Consider the following 17,961-nt stretch of genomic DNA (forward strand, 5'->3'; position numbering starts at 1 on the left):
CGGGGGCGTCGAAGGTGAATCAGCATGTCGACAGTCAGATCGCGCCGCTTTCGCGGGCCGTGGCGACGGCGGAGGTTCGGGACTTCACGCCGAGTTTGGCGTAGATGTGGACGAGGTGGGACTTGACGGTGGTTTCGCTGAGGAACAGTTGTTTGGCGATGTCGCGGTTGGACAGGCCCGCGGCTACCAGGCGGAGGACTTCTACTTCGCGGGGGCTCAGAGTGGTGTCGGCTCGGCGGACCCTGGTCATCAGGCGGGAAGCGACTGTTGGGGAGAGGACGCTTTCGCCCGCTGCGGCGGCGCGGACGGCGGCGAGGAGTTCGGTGGGCGGGGTGTCCTTGAGGAGGTAGCCGACGGCGCCCGCTTCGATGGCGCCGAGGATGTCAGCGTCGGTGTCGTAGTTGGTGACGACCAGGACATTCGGTGGGGTGGGCAGCGCCCGCAGGCCCGCGGTGGCGGAGGCTCCGGAGCGGCCGTCGCCGAAGCGCAGGTCCATCAGGACCAGATCGACGGGCGTGGCGGCGCAAAAGGCCACCGCCGCGTCGGCATCCGCGACATCGCCGACGACGGTGATGTCGGCGGCAGCGTCGAGGAGCGCGCGCAGGCCCGCACGGACGATGGCGTGATCGTCAGCGAGGAGAAGGCGGATCATGAGGCCGCTCCGAGCGGGAAGGTCACCGTCACGGCGGTGTGGCCGGGCTCGGATTCGACCGTCATCGCACCGCCCTGTTGCTCGACGCGGCTGCGCATGGCCGCGAGGCCGAAGGCCCCGGATCGGGGGTGGCGCAGCGTATCCGGATCGATGCCGATGCCGTCGTCGACGATATCCAGGTGCGCGTCGGTGTCGTCGTAGGTGAGGGTGACCCGCATGCGCTCAGCCTGCGCGTGCTGGACCACATTCGCCACCGCGCTCTGCGCGATCCGCACCAGCGCCGCCTCGACCGGCATCGGCAGTCGTTCCGGCTCACCCTCGACGAGCAGCTGCGTGGTCAGTGCCGGCGACTGCGCGCGCAGGCAAATGCGTTCCAGCGCTTCGGCCAGCGATTGCCCGTCCAGTGCGGCGGGCGACAATTCGTCGATGAGCCTTCGGGTTTCGGCCAGGTCTTCGGCGGCGGTCTCGCGCGCGAGCCGAATACGGTCCAGCGCAGGATGATCCGGTGCGGCCTGCTCAGCGCTGTGCAGGAGCAGTTGGATACTGCTCAGGCCCTGGGCGACGGTGTCGTGGATTTCCTTGGCCAGGCGTTCGCGCTCGGAGAGCTTGCCCGCTGTCCGTTCCTGTTCCGCGAGAATCGCTCTGGTGCCGATCAATTCGTCGATCAGCCGCTCCCGCTCGACCGCCTCACGGCGCAGTGCCTGATAGCCGAGCCCGATCCCGATCGCCACCAGCGCGCCGAGAACAGGCCCCACCACCGCACCCGCGGACCAACCACGATGCGCCGCGAACCCGATCACACCGACCGCCGTCGCCGACACCACCGCGACCAGATTCCACGGCCGTGGCAGCAGGTGCAGGTAGACGAAGAACAGCCCGAACGCCAGGTAGACCGCGTCAGGGGTGAGCGCGAGCAGGACCAGCCACAACACGGTCAGCGCCGCCAGCCACACCCACACCGCCCCGCCGGGATTCGCCTGCGAACGCGAGCGCGGGAACTCGGCCCCCGCGAAATACACCAGCAACCACACCACCGTCAGCGCGACCACCGCGATACCGTGACCGCCGCCGCCGGGCAGCAACGCCCGCGCCGCGACCACCGCCGCCAGCACCGTCACCAGCACATGCAGGCCGAGGCGCAGGGTGGTGACCACCGGGGTCAGGGGGGACGAGTGCACGTCGACCAGCTTATGTGCGGCAACTACACGGGCATCCATCGAAAGATGTAAACGCCGCCAGACCTTGGATGGACGGCGTTTCGTGCGCCGGTGCGATGGCGTCGACCGACAAGAACGACAGAGTGGAGTCATGTTCGTCGCACTCCGAGATCTGCGAGCCGCCCGTGGCCGCTTCCTGCTCATCACCACTGTCGTGCTGTTGGTGGCGGTGCTGGTGAGCTTCCTCAGTGGCCTCACCGCTGGGCTGGCGCACCAGAACATCTCCGCCGTCCAGCGGATCGACGCCGACCGGGTCGTTTTCGCCGAGACCGGGGCCGACCCGTCTTTCGACTCGTCGGTGCTCACCGAGCAGCAGATCGCGCAGTGGAAATCGGCGGACGCGACCCCGATCGGGATCTCGCGCACGAGGGCCGAGCACGCTGGTGCCAGCCCGACGCAGGTCGCGTTGTTCGGCGGCGACCCGTCGGCGTTCAGCAATCGCCCTGCTACCGAACCCGGTGCGGTGGTGCTGAGTTCGGCGGCGGCTCGTGAACTGTCCGCGGGCACCGGCGATGTCGTCCTGCTGGCGGGCCACGAGTTCACCGTCGCCGACGTAGCCGGTGACGAGTGGTACAGCCATACCCCCGTGATCTGGACGAGCATGCAGGACTGGCAGGCGGCCAGCCCGCGCGCCGGCGACGCGACCGTGCTCGCGGTGACCGGCGATGTCCCCGGCGGCCTCGACGCCGAAGCCGGAACACACTCGCTGCCCGCGAAGGATGCCGTCCAGGCGATCGGCTCCTACCAGGCCGAGAACAGCTCACTCACGCTGATGACAGTGCTGCTGTTCGCCATCTCGGCGCTGGTGATCGGGGCCTTTTTCACGGTCTGGACCGTGCAGCGCCAACCCGACATCGCCACGCTGAAAGCGCTCGGCGCGACCACCGGCTCCCTGGTTCGTGACGCCCTCGCCCAAGCCGCGATCGTCCTGACCGCGGGCATCACGGCGGGCCTCGCGATCACCGCCCTGGCCTCAGTGTTCCTGGGCGAGGCGATGCCTTTCGTGCTCAGCCCCGCGACGACCCTGGTCCCCGCGCTGGCCCTGATCGTCCTCGGCCTCGCCGGCGCCGCTGTCGCCCTGCGCTTCCTGTTCACCACCGACCCGCTGACCGCGCTCGGCGCGACCCGCTGACGAACCCATGACGACCGTCGCCCGCACCGATGCCGCAGTCGCGCCGCCGATCCGGTGCACCGCGCGACCAACCGAAGGATCCACCGTGGCAATCACTCTCACCGACGTCACCCTCACCTACCCCGACGGCACCGGCCGTCTCACCGCCCTCGACCGGGTGAACATGCACGTCCCCGGCGGCACCATCGCCGCGGTGACCGGCGCGTCCGGATCAGGGAAGTCGAGCCTGCTGGCCGTCGCCGCGACCCTGATCCGGCCCGACTCGGGCACGGTCGTGCTCGAAACCGATTCGGCCACTACCGATCTGGCGACGCTGAGCCGTCGAGCAGCCGCAGCAGCTCGCCGGACCTCGATGGGCATCGTCTTCCAGCAACCGAATCTCATCCCGTCGCTCACCGCCGTCGAGCAGCTGGAAGTGACCACCCACCTCGGCGGCCCGAAGCGGGCATCGCGTAGTGAAACCCGTTCCCGCGCACGGGAACTACTCGAAGCGGTAGGTCTGACCGAACAGGCTCACAAACGTCCCGCCCAGCTCTCCGGTGGCCAACGCCAGCGCGTCAACATCGCCCGAGCCCTGATGAACGACCCCGCCCTGCTCGTGGTCGACGAACCCACCAGCGCGCTGGACTCCGAACGCGGCGCCGCGATCATCGCCCTGATCACGACCATCGCCCGCGAACACCGCGCCGCCACCATCCTGGTCACCCATGACCCGACCCACCTGCACCGCATGGACGCGGTCTACCGCATGACCGACGGCCGCCTCACCGGCGTCGCCGTCCCCACGCCTGCCTGACGCTGCTGCCACCGGGCAGACTGGGCCCCATGAGCGATCCGAGGCATCTCATCGTGGTGGATGCGGCCAATGTCATCGGCTCGCGCCCCAACGGTTGGTGGAAGGACCGCGCGGGCGCCGCGCGCAGGCTTCTCGCCGGCCTGGCGAACCTGACGAGTCGCCTGCCCGAGACCACCGAGGTCACCGTCGTCCTCGAAGGCGCGGCCAAAGCCGCCGCCGACGGCGCCGAACCCTCCGCGCCGCGGATGAAGGTGGTCCTCGCCGAACGCTCGGGCGACGACAAGATCGTCGACGTGGTCGCCGAGTCCGATTCCCACGAACAGATCACCGTCGTCACCGCCGACCGCGAACTCCGCACCAGAGTCGAAGCCCATGGCGCCGAAACCGTCGGCCCCGGCTGGTTCTGGAACCAGATCGAAGCTTCACCCGCTTCGGGTGAGGACAGGACCGAGTCGAGCTGACAGGCTGACTTCGCTCCTCGTCGCGGGGATTCGGTCATGGAGGTGTGATGGCGGATACGCATGCCCCGGACGTCGATCCGGTTGCGGTCATGCGCTCCAAGCGGTACCTCGTGGCTCTACTGCTGGCGGCGGCTCTGGGCATACCGATCTCTTTGGTCGCGTATGGCTTCCTGGCCGCGGTAACGAAGATCCAGCAGTTCCTGTTCAGCGACCTCCCGGGCGACGTCTTCTCCGGTGGCACGCCATCATGGTGGCCACTGCCCTGGTTGGTGCTCTGCGGCGTGTTGACCGGTGCGACCATCCGCTACCTGCCAGGCAACGCCGGTCACTCTCCGGCATTCGGGTTCCACGCCGGAGGCACGCCGGTCGACAAGGAAATGCCGGGCATCATCCTGGCGGCACTGGCCACGCTCAGCCTGGGGGCCGTCCTCGGTCCGGAGGCCCCGCTGATCGCGATCGGCGGCGGACTCGCGGTGCTCGCGGTGCACCTGCTGAAGAAGGACGCGCCCCCGATGGCGCTGGTGATCATGGCGTCGGCGGGCAGCTTCACCGCCATCAGCACCCTGTTCGGCTCGCCGATCCTGGCAGCGTTCCTGATCATGGAAGCCGCCGGAATCGGTGGCGCGACGCTGAGTCTCGTCGCGGTACCGGGACTGCTCGCCTCCGGTATCGGTGCCGTCGTCTTCGTCGGACTGGACAGTCTCACTGGACTCGGCACGTTCTCCCTCGCGCTGACATCCGTTCCGGCGGCGGTGAACCCGACTCTGGCCACGATGTGCTGGGCTGTCGTCGTCGGCGGGATCGCGGCACTCCTCGGCTGGGCGATCCGCTGGGCCGGGCTGGCACTTCGACCGCTCGTCCACACCAATCGCATTCTCGTGACGGCAATGCTCGGGTTGCTCATCGGTCTTGCCGCCACCGCCTACCAACTGATTTCCGGGAACAGCTTCAACCAGGTGCTGTTCTCCGGCCAGGACGCCCTACCCGAACTCGTCGCCCACGCCGCCGACTATTCGGTGGGTGTCCTGCTTCTGCTCGGTCTCTGCAAAACGGTCGCCTATTCGATTTCGCTGAGTGCGTTTCGTGGTGGACCGGTGTTCCCGTCGATCTTCATCGGCGCCGTTCTCGGCATCGCGATGAGCGGACTGCCGGGCATGAGTATGGGTCCGGCGATCGCGATGGGCATCGGCGCGATGTGCGCGGTGATGCTGCGCCTGCCGTTGACCTCAGCGCTCCTGGGTGTTCTGCTGCTCGGTACCGACGGCATATCGGTGACTCCCCAGGTGGTCGTCGCTGTGGCCGTGGCCTTTGTCCTGATCAATGTCCTCCCGACCACCCCAGCCGAAGAAACCGGCTGACGGCGCTTCCGACCGGAGAACTACCCGGCCGACAGCGCTGCCAAAGCCATCTGCCTCAGCACCGGACGGGCCCGCGAAGCGCTCGCCGCCGACGCGCTGTGCGGCGTGGAGTTGATCAGGCCGAAGGCGGCGTGGGCCTGAATGCGGGCGGCTTCCTCGGGGAGAGCGGGGTTCAGTTCGCGCAGGACACCCACCCAGATCTCGACGTATTGGCGCTGGGTGCGGCGCAAGATCCGGCGGTCGTTGGCGGGCACGTTGTCGAGGTCGCGGTCCTGGATACGGATGAGTTCGGGATTACCGAAGGCGAAGTCGAGATGGAAGTCGACCAGGGCCGTCAGCGCCGAGGCGGCCGACGGCGATTCGTCGACAACGGCGCGACCGCCCGTGAGCAGGCGCTCACTGATGCCGACCAGGAGTTCGACCAGCAGTGCCTCTTTGTTCGCGAAGTGCCGGTAGACGGCGGGGCCGCTGATGCCGACCGCCGCGCCGAGGTCGTCCAGACGCACGCCGAAGAAGCCGCGGTCGGCGATGAGACGGGCGCCCGCGGCGAGCAACTGTTCGCGACGCTGAGCTTTGAGCTGCTCGCGCCGGGTCACCTGGACAGGCTCGGTAGTCGACATTGTGGCCGCCCCCTCTGGACAACTTGGTTAGCCAAGATTAACCTGAATTTCAGTTATTGGCGATTAACCGAGTGGGAGAATGGCGCGATGACGGTTACGCACGAGACCGAAGACGGCACCGTGGCCGTGACGAGCAACCGGGACGCACACGGCGCCCTGGTCGCGGATCTGCGGCAGCGGCTTGCCGCAGCCGCGCTCGGCGGTCCGGAGAAGTCCCGCGAACGGCATGTGGCCAGGGGCAAGCTGCTCCCCCGCGAGCGCGTCGAGCAGCTGCTCGACCCGGGCAGCCCGTTCCTCGAGCTGGCGCCGCTGGCCGGCAACGGCATGTACGGCGACGAGTGCCCCGGCGCGGGCATGATCGGCGGCATCGGCCGCATCTCGGGCCGTGAGTGCCTGATCCTGGCCAACGACGCGACGGTCAAGGGCGGCACGTACTACCCGATCTCGGTGAAGAAGCACCTGCGCGCGCAGGAAGTGGCCGCGCAGAACAACCTGCCGTGTGTGTACCTGGTGGACTCCGGCGGCGCCTTCCTACCGCACCAGGACGAGGTGTTCCCCGACCGCGAGCACTTCGGCCGCATCTTCTACAACCAGGCGAACATGAGCGCCAAGGGCATCGCCCAGATCGCGGCGGTCATGGGCTCGTGCACCGCGGGCGGCGCGTATGTGCCCGCGATGGCCGACGAAGCCGTCATCGTGCGTGATCAGGGCACCATCTTTCTCGGCGGCCCGCCGCTGGTGAAGGCCGCGACCGGTGAGGTCGTCACCGCCGAGGAGCTCGGCGGCGGCCTGCTGCATTCGCGGACCTCCGGCGTCACCGACCATCTGGCCGACGACGATCGCGACGCGCTGCGGATCGTCCGCAAGATCGTCGGCACGCTCGGCCCGAAGCCGGAGGCGCCGTGGGAGGTGCTGCCCAGCACCCCGCCCGCCAAGAACGAGGACGAGCTCTACGACGTGGTCCCGGTGGACCCGCGCACGCCGTATGACGTGCGCGAGGTGATCGACCGGATCGTCGACGGCGAGGCCGGATTCCACGAGTTCAAGGCCGAATACGGCAAGACCCTGGTCACCGGGTTCGCTCGCATCCACGGCCATCCGGTCGGCATCGTCGCCAACAACGGCGTGCTGTTCGCCGAGTCCGCGATGAAGGGCGCGCATTTCATCGAACTGTGCGACAAGCGCAAGATCCCGCTGCTGTTCCTGCAGAACATCACCGGCTTCATGGTCGGGCGCGACTACGAGGCCGGCGGCATCGCCAAGCACGGCGCGAAGATGGTCACCGCGGTCGCATGCGCACGGGTGCCGAAGCTGACCGTGGTGATCGGCGGCTCCTACGGCGCGGGCAACTATTCCATGTGCGGGCGCGCGTATTCGCCGCGCTTCCTGTGGATGTGGCCGAACGCGCGCATCTCGGTGATGGGTGGCGAGCAGGCTGCCTCGGTGCTGTCCACGGTGCGCGGCGATCAGCTCGACAGCGCGGGCAAGCCGTGGTCCGAGGAGGATCAGGAGGCCTTCAAGGCGCCGATCCGGGACCAGTACGAGACCCAGGGCAACCCCTACTATTCGACGGCCCGGATCTGGGACGACGGCGTCATCGCGCCGACCGACACCAGAACCGCACTCGGCCTTGCCCTTTCGGTGTGCGCGCAAGCGCCGCTCGAACCCGTTTCCTACGGCGTCTTCCGGATGTGACCGACATGCTGAACAAGAACCAACTCGTCGAATTCGACACCGTCCTGGTCGCCAACCGCGGCGAGATCGCGGTGCGTGTGATCAAGACCCTGCGCGACATGGGCATTCGCTCGGTCGCGGTGTACAGCGACGCCGATGCGGACGCGCGCCATGTGCGCGAGGCCGATGTCGCGGTGCGGCTCGGACCGGCGCCGGCGCGCGAGAGCTACCTGTCGATCGAGAAGGTCGTCGATGCCGCCGTCCGTTCGGGCGCGCAGGCGGTACACCCGGGTTATGGCTTCCTGTCGGAGAACTCGGCCTTCGCGGCGGCACTGGCCGATGCGGGCATCGTGTTCCTCGGCCCGCCGGCCGAGGCCATCGAGGTGATGGGCGACAAGATCACCGCGAAGAAGACGGTGACGGCGTTCGGGGTTCCGGTGGTGCCCGGCATCGCCGAACCCGGCCTGACCGATGACCAACTGATCGCCGCCGCGACGGACATCGGCTACCCGGTGCTCGTGAAACCGTCCGCGGGCGGTGGCGGCAAGGGCATGCGCCGGGTCACCGACGCCGCCGATCTGCCCGCCGCGCTGGTGAGCGCCCGGCGCGAAGCCGCTGCGGCATTCGGTGACGACACCCTGTTCCTGGAACGGTTCGTCAACCGGCCCCGCCACATCGAGGTGCAGATCCTGGCCGACAAGTTCGGCAATGTGGTGCACCTGGGTGAGCGCGAATGCAGCTTGCAGCGCAGGCATCAGAAGGTGATCGAGGAGGCTCCCTCACCGCTGCTGGACGCGCGGACCAGGGCCCGGATCGGCACCGCCGCCTGCAATACCGCCCGCAGCGTGGACTACGTGGGCGCGGGCACCGTGGAGTTCATCGTCTCGGCCGACCAGCCCGACGAGTTCTTCTTCATGGAGATGAACACCCGTCTGCAGGTGGAGCATCCGGTGACCGAGATGGTCACCGGTATCGACCTGGTGGAATGCCAGGTGCGGGTCGCCGCGGGCCAGAAACTGGCGCGCACCCAGGACGAGATCCACCTCGTCGGGCACGCGATCGAAGCACGCGTCTACGCGGAGGACCCGGGTCGCGGGTTCCTGCCGACGGGCGGCGCCGTGCTCGCGCTGTCGGAGCCGGAAGGCGCCGGCGTGCGGGTGGATTCGGGGCTCTCGGTGGGCACCGTGGTCGGTAGCGACTACGACCCGATGCTGTCGAAGGTGATCGCGCGCGGCGATACTCGCGCCGACGCGCTCGCCGCGCTGGACCGCGCGCTGGAACAGACCGTGCTGCTCGGCGTCACGAGCAATATCGAATTCCTGCGGTTCCTGCTCGCCGACGACGATGTACAGGCGGGCCGTCTCGATACCGCCTTGCTGGATCGCCGCGTCGCCGACTTCGTACCCGCCGAGGTGACCGACGACGAATTCATCGCGGCCGCGACACATCACTGGTTGCGACGCTGGCCCGCCACCGGCGGCGACCCCTGGTCGACCCCTTCGGGATGGCGGCTCGGCGAACCCGCCCCGACATCGATCAGGCTGTCCGCGGGCGACCAGGCGCGCCACGTGTTCATCACCGGCACACCGGCTTCGGCGACCGTATGGCTCGACGAGCCGGAGTCCGGCGGACTGACGAGCCGCCCCGAGCCCCGCACGCTCACCGCCGCCGTCTCGGCCGACGGTCTCGCCTCGACGCTCGACGGTCTGCGACGCACCTACCGCATCGCCGAGGCCGACGGCCAGCTGTGGGTGAGCCACGACGGCGGCCTCGCGGTTCTGCGCGAGGTCGCCGAGGCGAGCGCGCGTGGCGACGCCGCCCACGTGGGTGATGCCGAAATCCGCAGTCCCATGCCGGGTTCGGTGATCGCCACGCCGGTCGAGAACGGCGCGACCGTCGCCGTCGGCGATCCGGTGATCGTGATCGAGGCCATGAAGATGGAGCACGCGCTCACCGCGCCGGTGGCAGGCACGGTGGAGGTGCTCGCCGTCCCCGGCGCCCAGGTGAAGCTGGACCAGGTGCTGGTGCGCGTCGTCGCCCACCCCGCAGAAACCGTCGTCGCGGCTACCGCGACAGAACCCGCCGTCGCCGAGACCGCCGCGGCACCGACCGAGCCCGAAGGAACCCCCGCATGACCGACTACCTGTCCACCGGTTCGCTGCCGGAGGAATACCGCCAGCTCGCACTCACCGTGCGCGATTTCGCCAACCAGGTCGTCGCGCCGGTGTCGGCGAAACACGATGCCGAACACAGCTTTCCGTACGAGGTCGTGGCGGGCATGGCCGAGATGGGCCTGTTCGGCCTGCCGTTCCCCGAGGAGTTCGGCGGCATGGGCGGCGACTACTTCGCCCTGTGCCTGGCGCTCGAGGAACTCGGCAAGATCGACCAGAGCGTGGCCATCACCCTCGAGGCGGGGGTGTCGCTGGGCGCCATGCCGATCTACCGTTTCGGCAACGACAAGCAGCGCACCGAATGGCTGCCCCAGCTCACCAGCGGACAGGCGCTGGCGGGCTTCGGCCTCACCGAGCCCGACGCGGGCAGCGACGCGGGCGGCACCAGGACCACCGCCGTGCAGGACGGCGAGAGCTGGGTGATCAACGGCAGCAAGCAGTTCATCACCAACTCCGGCACCGACATCACCCGCCTGGTCACCGTCACCGCGGTCACCGGACAGGCAGGCGGCAAGAAGGAGATCTCCACCATCCTGGTGCCGACCTCCACCCCGGGTTTCGTGGCCGAGCCCGCCTACAACAAGGTCGGCTGGAACGCCTCCGACACCCATCCGCTGAGCTTCACCGACGTGCGGGTGCCGCAGGAGAACCTGCTCGGCGAGCGGGGTCGCGGCTACGCCAACTTCCTGCGCATCCTCGACGAGGGACGCATCGCCATCGCCGCGCTGGCCGTCGGCGCCGCGCAGGGCTGTGTCGACGAGAGCGTGCGCTACGCGGGCGAACGTCAAGCCTTCGGACAGGCGATCGGCCGCAACCAGGCCATCGCGTTCAAGATCGCCCGAATGGAGGCGCGGGCCCACGTCGCGCGTACCGCCTACTACGACGCCGCCGCGCTGATGCTGGCGGGCAAACCGTTCAAGAAGGCCGCCTCGATCGCGAAGATGGTCGCCAGCGAGGCCGCGATGGACAACGCCCGCGACGCCACCCAGATCTTCGGCGGCAACGGCTTCATGAACGAATACCCGGTGTCGAGGCACTACCGTGACAGCAAGATCCTGGAAATCGGCGAGGGCACCACGGAGGTACAGCTGATGCTGATCGCAAGGGAGCTGGGTCTGTGAGCGAAGTGAGGCGGGTGGTCCAGCGCGGGCTGTGGTTCGAGGAGTTCGAGATCGGCACGATCTACGAGCACCGGCCCGGCCGCACCATCACCGAGGCCGACAATGTCCTGTTCACCACGCTGACCATGAACACCCAGGCCCTGCACCTGGACGCGGCCTTCGCCGACGCGCAGCCGCCGTTCAACCAGCGCCTGGTGAATTCGATGTTCACGCTGTCGACGCTGGTCGGGCTCTCCGTCGCCCAGCTCACGCAGGGCACGCTGGTCGGCAACCTCGGTTTCTCCGAGATGACCACGCCCGCTCCGCTGTTCCACGGCGACACCATGTACGCGGAAACACTGGTCACCGACAAGCGCGAATCCAAGAGCCGTCCCGGCGAGGGCATCGTCAGCCTGGCCCACACCGCACGCAACCAGCACGGCGTGATCGTGGCGACCGCGATACGCAAGACACTGGTCCGCAAGGCACCGCGGGCATGAGCGGCCGACACCCCGCCACCGGGCACCGTCGAAAGGACGCAGTATGAGCTGGCAACCGAGTGGTCCCGCGTGGTTGTTCTGCCCGGCCGACCGCCCCGAACGCTTCGCCAAGGCCGCCGCGGTGGCCGATGTGGTGATCCTCGATCTCGAGGACGGTGTCGCGGCGGGTGACAAGGCCGCGGCCAGGCAGGCGCTCATCGACACCCCGCTCGACCCGCAGCACACCGTGATCCGGGTCAACGCGGCCGACACCGACGACTACGCGGCCGATCTGGCGGCGCTCGCGCAGACCGCCTACCGCCGGGTCATGCTGCCCAAATGCGAGTCGGCCGACCAGGTTCGCAGCCTCGACGGCTACGAAGTGATCGTGCTGGTCGAATCGCCGCTCGGGGCGGTGCGGATCACCGAGTCGGTGCAGGCCGGCAATGCCATCGGCGTGATGTGGGGTGCCGAGGATCTGGTCGCCGGACTCGGTGGCAACTCGAGCAGGCATGCCGACGGCAGCTACCGCGATGTCGCCCGTCAGGTGCGTTCGTCGACTCTGCTGGCGGCCAAGGCCTTCGGTCGCTTCGCGCTGGACTCGGTGTATCTGAACATCAAGGATCTCGACGGCCTCGCCGTGGAGACGAGCGATGCGGTCGCCGTCGGATTCGACGCCAAGGTCGCCATCCACCCGAGTCAGGTCGCGGTGATCCGTGACGGCTACGCACCCGACCCCGCCGAGCTCGACTGGGCGCATCGGGTGCTGGCGGAGGTGCCCAACCATCGTGGCGTCTTCGCGTTCGAGGGCCGTATGGTCGACGCGCCGGTGCTCCGGCATGCCGAACAGATCGTCCGGCGCGCAGGCGTGCCCAGCTGATCATCGGGTAACCCGTCCCCGATACACGAGTAGTCCAGTTCGAGGAGGACATCGGAGTGCAACCGCAATGGGTCCCGAGCGCGCAAGATATCGCGTCGGCCCGAATCACCGACTTCGCCGCCTTCGTCTCCACGCGAACCGGCGACCAGTATCCCGACTACCAGGCACTGTGGCAGTGGTCGGTGGACGACATCGCCGGCTTCTGGCAGGCCGTGTGGGACTACTTCGAGCTCGGCGAGACCGCCGGTGAAGTGCTCGGCTCGCGGGAGATGCCGGGCGCGCAATGGTTTCCCGGCACCCGGCTGAACTACGTCGACCAGATCATCCGGATGGCCCAGTTCGGCCGCCCCGCGGTGATCGCCCTGCACGAGGAGGCCGAGCCGCAGGAGGTGTCCTGGGCCGAATTGATCGAACAGGTCACGGTTTTCGCGCGCACCTTGCGTGAGCAGGGCGTCGAGGCGGGCGACCGGGTGGTGGGCTACCTGCCCAATATCCCGGAAGCGATCGTCGCCTTCCTCGCCACCGCCAGTATCGGCGCGGTGTGGAGCGCCTGCGGTCAGGACTACTCCGCCAAGGCCGCGCTGGACCGGCTCGGCCAGCTCGACCCGACGGTGCTGGTCACCGCCGACGGCTACCGGTTCGGCGGCAAGGCACACGACAAACGGGCCGACATCGCGGCACTGCGCGACGGGCTGCCCGACCTGCGCGCCACCGTCGTCGTCGCGCAACTCGGACTCGAGGTCCCCGACACGCTGTCCTGGACGGACTCGGTCGCCGATGCCGGACTCGGTGTCATCGAAACAGTCCCCGTCGATTTCGATCATCCGTTGTGGATCGTGTTCTCCTCCGGCACCACCGGGCTGCCCAAGGGCATCGTCCACGGCCACGGCGGCGTGCTGCTCGAGCATCTCAAAGCCGTAGCGCTGCAATCGAACATGGGCCCCGAGGACACGTTCTTCTGGTATACCAGCCCGAGCTGGATGATGTGGAACTTTCAGGTAGCGGGTCTGCTCACCGGCACCACCGTCGTCACCTACGACGGCAGCCCCACCGCGGGCGGCCCGGATGCGCTGTGGCGCATCGCCGCTCAGGTGGGCGCTACCGTTTTCGGGACCAGCCCCGGCTATGTTCTCGGCTGCGTCAAGGCAGGGTCGGTGCCACGCGCCGAGCACGACCTTTCGGCCCTGCGCTCCGTGGGTATCACCGGTTCGTCGCTGCCGGTGTCGAGCGCGCTGTGGTTGAACGAGAATGCCGGAGACCACGTTCAGGTGAACTCGATCAGCGGTGGCACCGATGTGGTGTCGGCGTTCGTCGGCGGCGTCCCGACCGTGCCGGTGTGGCCGGGTGAGCTGTCGGCGCCCTATCTCGGCGTCGCCCTCGATGCCTTCGACGAGCAGGGCAACCCCGTGCGCGGCGAGGTCGGCGAGCTGGTGGTCACCGCGCCGATGCCGTCGATGCCGGTGAGCTTCTGGCGTGACGACGACGGAAAGCGCTACCACGCGGCCTATTTCGACACCTACCCCGGCGTATGGCGCCACGGCGACTGGATCACCCTCACCGAACACGGCAGCATCGTCGTGCACGGTCGCTCCGATTCGACGCTCAACCGCCACGGCATCCGCATGGGCAGTGCCGACATCTACCAGGTCGTCGAACAGTTCCCGGAGATCGCCGAGGCCCTGGTGATCGGCGCCGAACAACCCGACGGCGGCTACTGGATGCCCCTGTTCGTCGTGCTCGCCCCCGGCGCGGAACTCACCGAAGACCTGAAAACCCGTCTCGCCACCGCGATCCGCACCGAGGTCTCCCCGCGCCACGTCCCCGACGAGATCCGCGAAGCCCCCGGCATCCCCCACACCCGAACCGGCAAGAAACTGGAAGTCCCCGTCAAAAAGCTCTTCCAGGGCGCCGATCCCGCTCGTGTCGTCGAACGCAGCGCCGTCGACGACCCCGCACTCCTCGACTGGTATGCCCGGATAAGCCCACCCGACAAGGGCTAATACACTTGAACTATGAATGTCAGCGAGTCTCGTGGGGCGCGTGGGGTAGCTGGGACTGAAGTTCGGCGGCGGCCGAAGAATCGCCGGGCGCAGATCGCAGCGTCGTCGGCGGTGGCGTTCGGCGCCGCCGGATATCACGGGGTGAGTATGGAGGACATCGCGTCCGGGCTGGGGATCAGTTCGGCCGCGCTGTATCGGCACTACCCCAGTAAGTACGCGTTGTTCCGGGAGGAGTTACTTCGGGTCGGGCAGGCGTTCACGGCATCGATCGTGGTGTCGGCCGAAGACACCCTGCCCGCGGCGCAACGGTTGCGGCACATGCTGACCGGGCTGATCGGCGCGACCGTCGAGAATCGGGCGACGGTACGGCTGGTGCGATGGGAGGGCCGCTACCTCGAGCCGACGGACCGGGTGGTGCTCGACGAGCAGCAGGGTTCGGTGCTGGTCGCGCTCGACGAACAGCTGGCGATCTTGCGTCCCGAATTGACCACGGCCGAGCTGCGGATGATCTCCACGGCGATTCTCGGTGTGGTCACCAGCGTCGCCGATCATCACGCCGCGCTGCCCCTTCGCACGCTGAACAAGTTGCTCGGCTCGGCGTGTATGGCGCTCACCGACACCGTATTGCCACCTGCCGCAACCGTTTCGGAGCTCGGCGCCCGCGCCCAGATTCCCGACTCGTTCAAACACGAACTGCTGCTGCGCAAAGCGGTGGAGCTGTTCCACAAACGCGGCTATCCGAATGTGAGCGTGGAGGACATCGCCTCGGCGGCGGGATTGTCGGCGGCATCGGCGGTGTACCGGTTCTATCGCGGCAAGAGCGACATCCTCGCCGCGGCGTTTCGACGCGCGGCCGACCGGGTGTCGGGGGCGATCGGGCCCGCGGTGGCGAGCACACCCGACAGCGGGGCCGCGCTCGGCGTGCTGGTCGACCAGTTCGTCGCCGACACGTTCGACGAGCGAGCGCTCGCCGTCGTCTACTACGCCGAATTCGGGCACGTGCCCGCCGAGGAACGTGCCGTCCTGCGCAATATCCAGCGGTTGAGCGTGCAGGAGTGGGCGCGGCTGGTGCGCGATATGCGGCCGGAGCTCTCCGCGGCCGAGGCACGTTTCCTGGTACACGCGGCGTTCGCGATGGTCATCGACCTCGGTCAGCGCTTCGGCGACGACCCGATCGCAGGCCGGGCCAGGGTCGGATACCTGATGCGGCGGGTGCTGCTCGGCTGAGGCAATTCACCCGTCGCGTATGAGGCGTTGCGTTGCTGACTGGTCATACGCTCGGCGATCAGGCCTTCGAACGGAGCGTGCATGGATTCTCGCGCGAGCGCGCTGACCAGGCGGTCGTTGCTCGGGCTCGCCGCCGCGGCCGCCACGGCGGCGGCGTTGCCCGGATGCGGTGACGAATCGGTACCCGAGCCGATCCGCACCACCGGTCGCCCGGATGTGCTCGCCCGGGCGATCGACGCCTACATCTACGGCTATCCGATGATCCTGCTGGACATGATGCGCGCGGCGAGCGGGCCGATCAACGGCTTCGATCACAGCGTCCTGCCCGATCCCGACGACCGCGGGGTGGCCAGGCTCAGCCACGACATGGTGTATTCGCAGGCGTGGCTCGACCTCACCGAAGAGCCGATCGTGCTCCAGATCCCCGGGATGGAGCCCGACCGGTTCTGGCTGTTCCAGCTGGTCGACGGGTGGGCGAACACCGTGCACGACCTGACCAGTACGACCCCGCGGACCACCGTGGACGCCGACGGTCCACCCTTCACCTATGTCCTCACCGGGCCGCAGTGGACCGGTGCGCTGCCCGCGAAAGTGACCCGGCTGCACATGCCGTCGTCGATGTGCACGATCGTCGCGCGGGTCCAGATCAACGGCACCGGGGACGCGCCGACGGTCCACCAGTGGCAGGAGAAGATGAAGCTGATCCCGCTCAGCGCCTGGGATCGCGGTGAACTCGCCGGGACGGTCAGCCGCGTCCACGCGATAGACCGTGGACCCGAGCCACCGACGAAGCGGATCGCCGCGTTGGACGGCCGCACCTATCTCAACCGCCTGTGCCGGCTGATGCTCACCGATCCCCCCGCTGCCGCCGACGCGCCACTGATGACGCAACTGGCCACGATCGGTGTCCAGCCCGGCGGGGTCGTCGACGACCAGCCCGCCGAAATCCTCGACGAGGCGGTGCGCCAGGCCCACCGCCGCATCGCCGACTGGACAGACCCGACCGCCCGCTCCGTCAACGGCTGGGAGATCCCCATCGACCTCGGCACCTTCGGTACCGACTACCTCCGCCGCGCGGCCACCACCAAGCGCTCCCCCGCCCTTGCCCCCGTCCGTGACGTGCTCTACGCGAACCGCGACGCCCCTACCACCGACGACCGGGGCAACCCACTGCGCTACCGAATCCGCTTCGAACCGGGCCGATGGCCTCCTGTCCACGCCTTCGCCTCGATCACCGCCTACGACACGCAAGGCTTCCTTGTCCCCAACCCCGACGCGATCTACTCGGTAGGCCACTTCCCCGCCGTTGTCCCCGCCCCCGACGGATCCGTGGAACTAGCGGTCCAGCACCAGGACCCACGTCCCGCCGTCCCCACCGGCAACTGGCTCCCCATCCCCGCCACCGGCGACTTCTCCCTCACCCTGCGCCTCTACGCACCGCGCGAGAACGCCCTCGACGGCAAGTGGGAGCCGCCGCCGATGACCCTGGTCGACTGAGCCGGGCACGGTGTGCCGATCACCCGAACTCGACAACGGTGCCGTTCTCGATCGACACCCTCGCGGCCTCGAACAGCAGCAGCCAGGTGATCAACTCCCGGTCGAACGGGTGCGGCGAATCGCTGTCCAGCATCGTCCGGATCCTGCCGATCTCGGCGTCGGAGAGCACCCCATCGACCAGCTCGATACCCAAATACGGTGCGACATAGACGAGTTCGCGCATCAGCGCCGTGCTCGACCCGACCATACCACCGGCGATGTCGACGTCCTCGCCGACGAAAAGCACTTCGTCGAAATCGACCGGTACGTAGAACCCTTCGCAATCCGAATGGCAGATCAGGTGGGAGTCGAAGGTGGATCCGACCAGGTCGATGGCTGGATCATCCGAAGCGCTGTCGCCGTCGGCGACGGGTGTGAGCGGCTGCTCGGGATACTCACGCGCTCGGGCATACGCACGTCGCAGATAGTGCACGAAAGAGTAGGGCACGCTCCCTATCCGAGCGCGGTCCACCGCTGGTCCCGCAGCCCTCGGCTCGTCGTGCGGAGCAAGCCCCTCCCGCACCAGTAATTCACTGAGCGCACGCAGTTGCTCGGTCAGCGCATCGAGATACTCCGGGTCACTACCGTCTGCCACGGCAAAGGCCAGCCCCCCGGTTCCCACTGAAAGTCCCATGGTCGCAAAGCTAGCCCGCCCGTC

General features: G+C 68.3%; 16 protein-coding genes. 12 read left to right on the top strand and 4 right to left on the bottom strand.

Features of this window, described 5'->3' with window-relative positions:
* Nucleotides 1–34: 34 nt before the first annotated feature.
* Nucleotides 35–652, bottom strand: coding sequence for a LuxR C-terminal-related transcriptional regulator (locus ACFULV_RS19650; RefSeq protein ID WP_378634431.1), 618 nt, complete (start codon nt 650–652; stop codon nt 35–37).
* Nucleotides 649–1,830 (bottom strand): histidine kinase, encoded by a 1,182-nt coding sequence (locus ACFULV_RS19655; protein WP_378658570.1) that lies wholly within the window; start codon nt 1,828–1,830, stop codon nt 649–651. The genes ACFULV_RS19650 and ACFULV_RS19655 overlap by 4 nt, the downstream gene beginning before the upstream one ends.
* Nucleotides 1,831–1,960: 130 nt before the next feature.
* Here ACFULV_RS19655 and ACFULV_RS19660 point away from each other — a divergent pair, with 130 nt between their 5' ends.
* The 4 genes from ACFULV_RS19660 to ACFULV_RS19675 all read left to right on the top strand — a co-directional run bounded on the left by ACFULV_RS19660 (nt 1,961) and on the right by ACFULV_RS19675 (nt 5,616).
* Nucleotides 1,961–3,001, top strand: coding sequence for an ABC transporter permease (locus tag ACFULV_RS19660; protein ID WP_378658573.1), 1,041 nt, complete (start codon nt 1,961–1,963; stop codon nt 2,999–3,001).
* 85 nt (nt 3,002–3,086) lie between these two features.
* Nucleotides 3,087–3,797: an ABC transporter ATP-binding protein gene (locus tag ACFULV_RS19665; protein WP_378658576.1), complete on the top strand. Its 711-nt coding sequence runs from the start codon at nt 3,087–3,089 to the stop codon at nt 3,795–3,797.
* A gap of 29 nt (nt 3,798–3,826) precedes the next feature.
* On the top strand, nt 3,827–4,258 hold the full coding sequence (locus ACFULV_RS19670) for an NYN domain-containing protein (protein ID WP_378658579.1): 432 nt from the start codon (nt 3,827–3,829) through the stop codon (nt 4,256–4,258).
* Between the two features lie 47 nt (nt 4,259–4,305).
* A complete protein-coding gene (locus tag ACFULV_RS19675) occupies nt 4,306–5,616 on the top strand; it encodes a chloride channel protein (protein ID WP_378658582.1) in 1,311 nt (436 codons plus the stop codon).
* 20 nt (nt 5,617–5,636) lie between these two features.
* Here ACFULV_RS19675 and ACFULV_RS19680 read toward each other — a convergent pair whose 3' ends face one another.
* The gene (locus ACFULV_RS19680) at nt 5,637–6,236 is read right to left on the bottom strand and encodes a TetR/AcrR family transcriptional regulator (protein ID WP_378658585.1); all 600 of its coding nucleotides are present in this window, start codon (nt 6,234–6,236) and stop codon (nt 5,637–5,639) included.
* Between the two features lie 87 nt (nt 6,237–6,323).
* Between ACFULV_RS19680 and ACFULV_RS19685 the strand changes: the two genes are divergently transcribed.
* The 8 genes from ACFULV_RS19685 (at nt 6,324) to ACFULV_RS19720 (ending at nt 17,264) form a co-directional block, all read left to right on the top strand.
* On the top strand, nt 6,324–7,931 hold the full coding sequence (locus tag ACFULV_RS19685) for a carboxyl transferase domain-containing protein (RefSeq protein WP_378658588.1): 1,608 nt from the start codon (nt 6,324–6,326) through the stop codon (nt 7,929–7,931).
* Between the two features lie 5 nt (nt 7,932–7,936).
* Complete coding sequence (locus tag ACFULV_RS19690) at nt 7,937–10,045, top strand: biotin carboxylase N-terminal domain-containing protein (protein ID WP_378658590.1); 2,109 nt, start codon at nt 7,937–7,939, stop codon at nt 10,043–10,045.
* Complete coding sequence (locus ACFULV_RS19695; protein ID WP_266293533.1) at nt 10,042–11,202, top strand: acyl-CoA dehydrogenase family protein; 1,161 nt, start codon at nt 10,042–10,044, stop codon at nt 11,200–11,202. The genes ACFULV_RS19690 and ACFULV_RS19695 overlap by 4 nt, the downstream gene beginning before the upstream one ends.
* Entirely contained in the window at nt 11,199–11,681 is a 483-nt protein-coding gene (locus tag ACFULV_RS19700; RefSeq protein ID WP_378634408.1) for a MaoC family dehydratase, read from the top strand. The genes ACFULV_RS19695 and ACFULV_RS19700 overlap by 4 nt, the downstream gene beginning before the upstream one ends.
* A gap of 43 nt (nt 11,682–11,724) precedes the next feature.
* The gene (locus ACFULV_RS19705; RefSeq protein WP_378658592.1) at nt 11,725–12,540 is read left to right on the top strand and encodes an HpcH/HpaI aldolase/citrate lyase family protein; all 816 of its coding nucleotides are present in this window, start codon (nt 11,725–11,727) and stop codon (nt 12,538–12,540) included.
* 56 nt (nt 12,541–12,596) lie between these two features.
* A complete protein-coding gene (locus tag ACFULV_RS19710) occupies nt 12,597–14,540 on the top strand; it encodes an acetoacetate--CoA ligase (RefSeq protein ID WP_378658594.1) in 1,944 nt (647 codons plus the stop codon).
* A gap of 111 nt (nt 14,541–14,651) precedes the next feature.
* Nucleotides 14,652–15,767, top strand: coding sequence for a TetR/AcrR family transcriptional regulator (locus ACFULV_RS19715; protein ID WP_378658595.1), 1,116 nt, complete (start codon nt 14,652–14,654; stop codon nt 15,765–15,767).
* 81 nt (nt 15,768–15,848) lie between these two features.
* Nucleotides 15,849–17,264 carry a DUF1254 domain-containing protein gene (locus tag ACFULV_RS19720; RefSeq protein ID WP_378658597.1) on the top strand — a complete coding sequence of 472 codons (1,416 nt, stop codon included), beginning with the start codon at nt 15,849–15,851 and terminating at the stop codon, nt 17,262–17,264.
* A 19-nt stretch (nt 17,265–17,283) separates the two neighbouring features.
* Here the strand turns inward: ACFULV_RS19720 and ACFULV_RS19725 are convergent, their stop codons facing one another.
* Nucleotides 17,284–17,937, bottom strand: coding sequence for a hypothetical protein (locus ACFULV_RS19725; protein WP_378658598.1), 654 nt, complete (start codon nt 17,935–17,937; stop codon nt 17,284–17,286).
* Nucleotides 17,938–17,961: the final 24 nt, after the last annotated feature.

Source organism: Nocardia sp. NPDC057272 (assembly GCF_042668615.1).
Classification (GTDB): Bacteria; Actinomycetota; Actinomycetes; order Mycobacteriales; family Mycobacteriaceae; genus Nocardia.

What these genes read in the sequence shown, in the direction of transcription:
- ACFULV_RS19650 (WP_378634431.1), bottom strand. Translation starts at nt 652, where the DNA reads ATGATCCGCCTTCTCCTCGCTGACGATCACGCCATCGTCCGTGCGGGC.
- ACFULV_RS19660 (WP_378658573.1), top strand. Translation starts at nt 1,961, where the DNA reads ATGTTCGTCGCACTCCGAGATCTGCGAGCCGCCCGTGGCCGCTTCCTG.
- ACFULV_RS19670 (WP_378658579.1), top strand. Translation starts at nt 3,827, where the DNA reads ATGAGCGATCCGAGGCATCTCATCGTGGTGGATGCGGCCAATGTCATC.
- ACFULV_RS19675 (WP_378658582.1), top strand. Translation starts at nt 4,306, where the DNA reads ATGGCGGATACGCATGCCCCGGACGTCGATCCGGTTGCGGTCATGCGC.
- ACFULV_RS19680 (WP_378658585.1), bottom strand. Translation starts at nt 6,236, where the DNA reads ATGTCGACTACCGAGCCTGTCCAGGTGACCCGGCGCGAGCAGCTCAAA.
- ACFULV_RS19685 (WP_378658588.1), top strand. Translation starts at nt 6,324, where the DNA reads ATGACGGTTACGCACGAGACCGAAGACGGCACCGTGGCCGTGACGAGC.
- ACFULV_RS19690 (WP_378658590.1), top strand. Translation starts at nt 7,937, where the DNA reads ATGCTGAACAAGAACCAACTCGTCGAATTCGACACCGTCCTGGTCGCC.
- ACFULV_RS19695 (WP_266293533.1), top strand. Translation starts at nt 10,042, where the DNA reads ATGACCGACTACCTGTCCACCGGTTCGCTGCCGGAGGAATACCGCCAG.
- ACFULV_RS19705 (WP_378658592.1), top strand. Translation starts at nt 11,725, where the DNA reads ATGAGCTGGCAACCGAGTGGTCCCGCGTGGTTGTTCTGCCCGGCCGAC.
- ACFULV_RS19720 (WP_378658597.1), top strand. Translation starts at nt 15,849, where the DNA reads ATGGATTCTCGCGCGAGCGCGCTGACCAGGCGGTCGTTGCTCGGGCTC.
- ACFULV_RS19725 (WP_378658598.1), bottom strand. Translation starts at nt 17,937, where the DNA reads ATGGGACTTTCAGTGGGAACCGGGGGGCTGGCCTTTGCCGTGGCAGAC.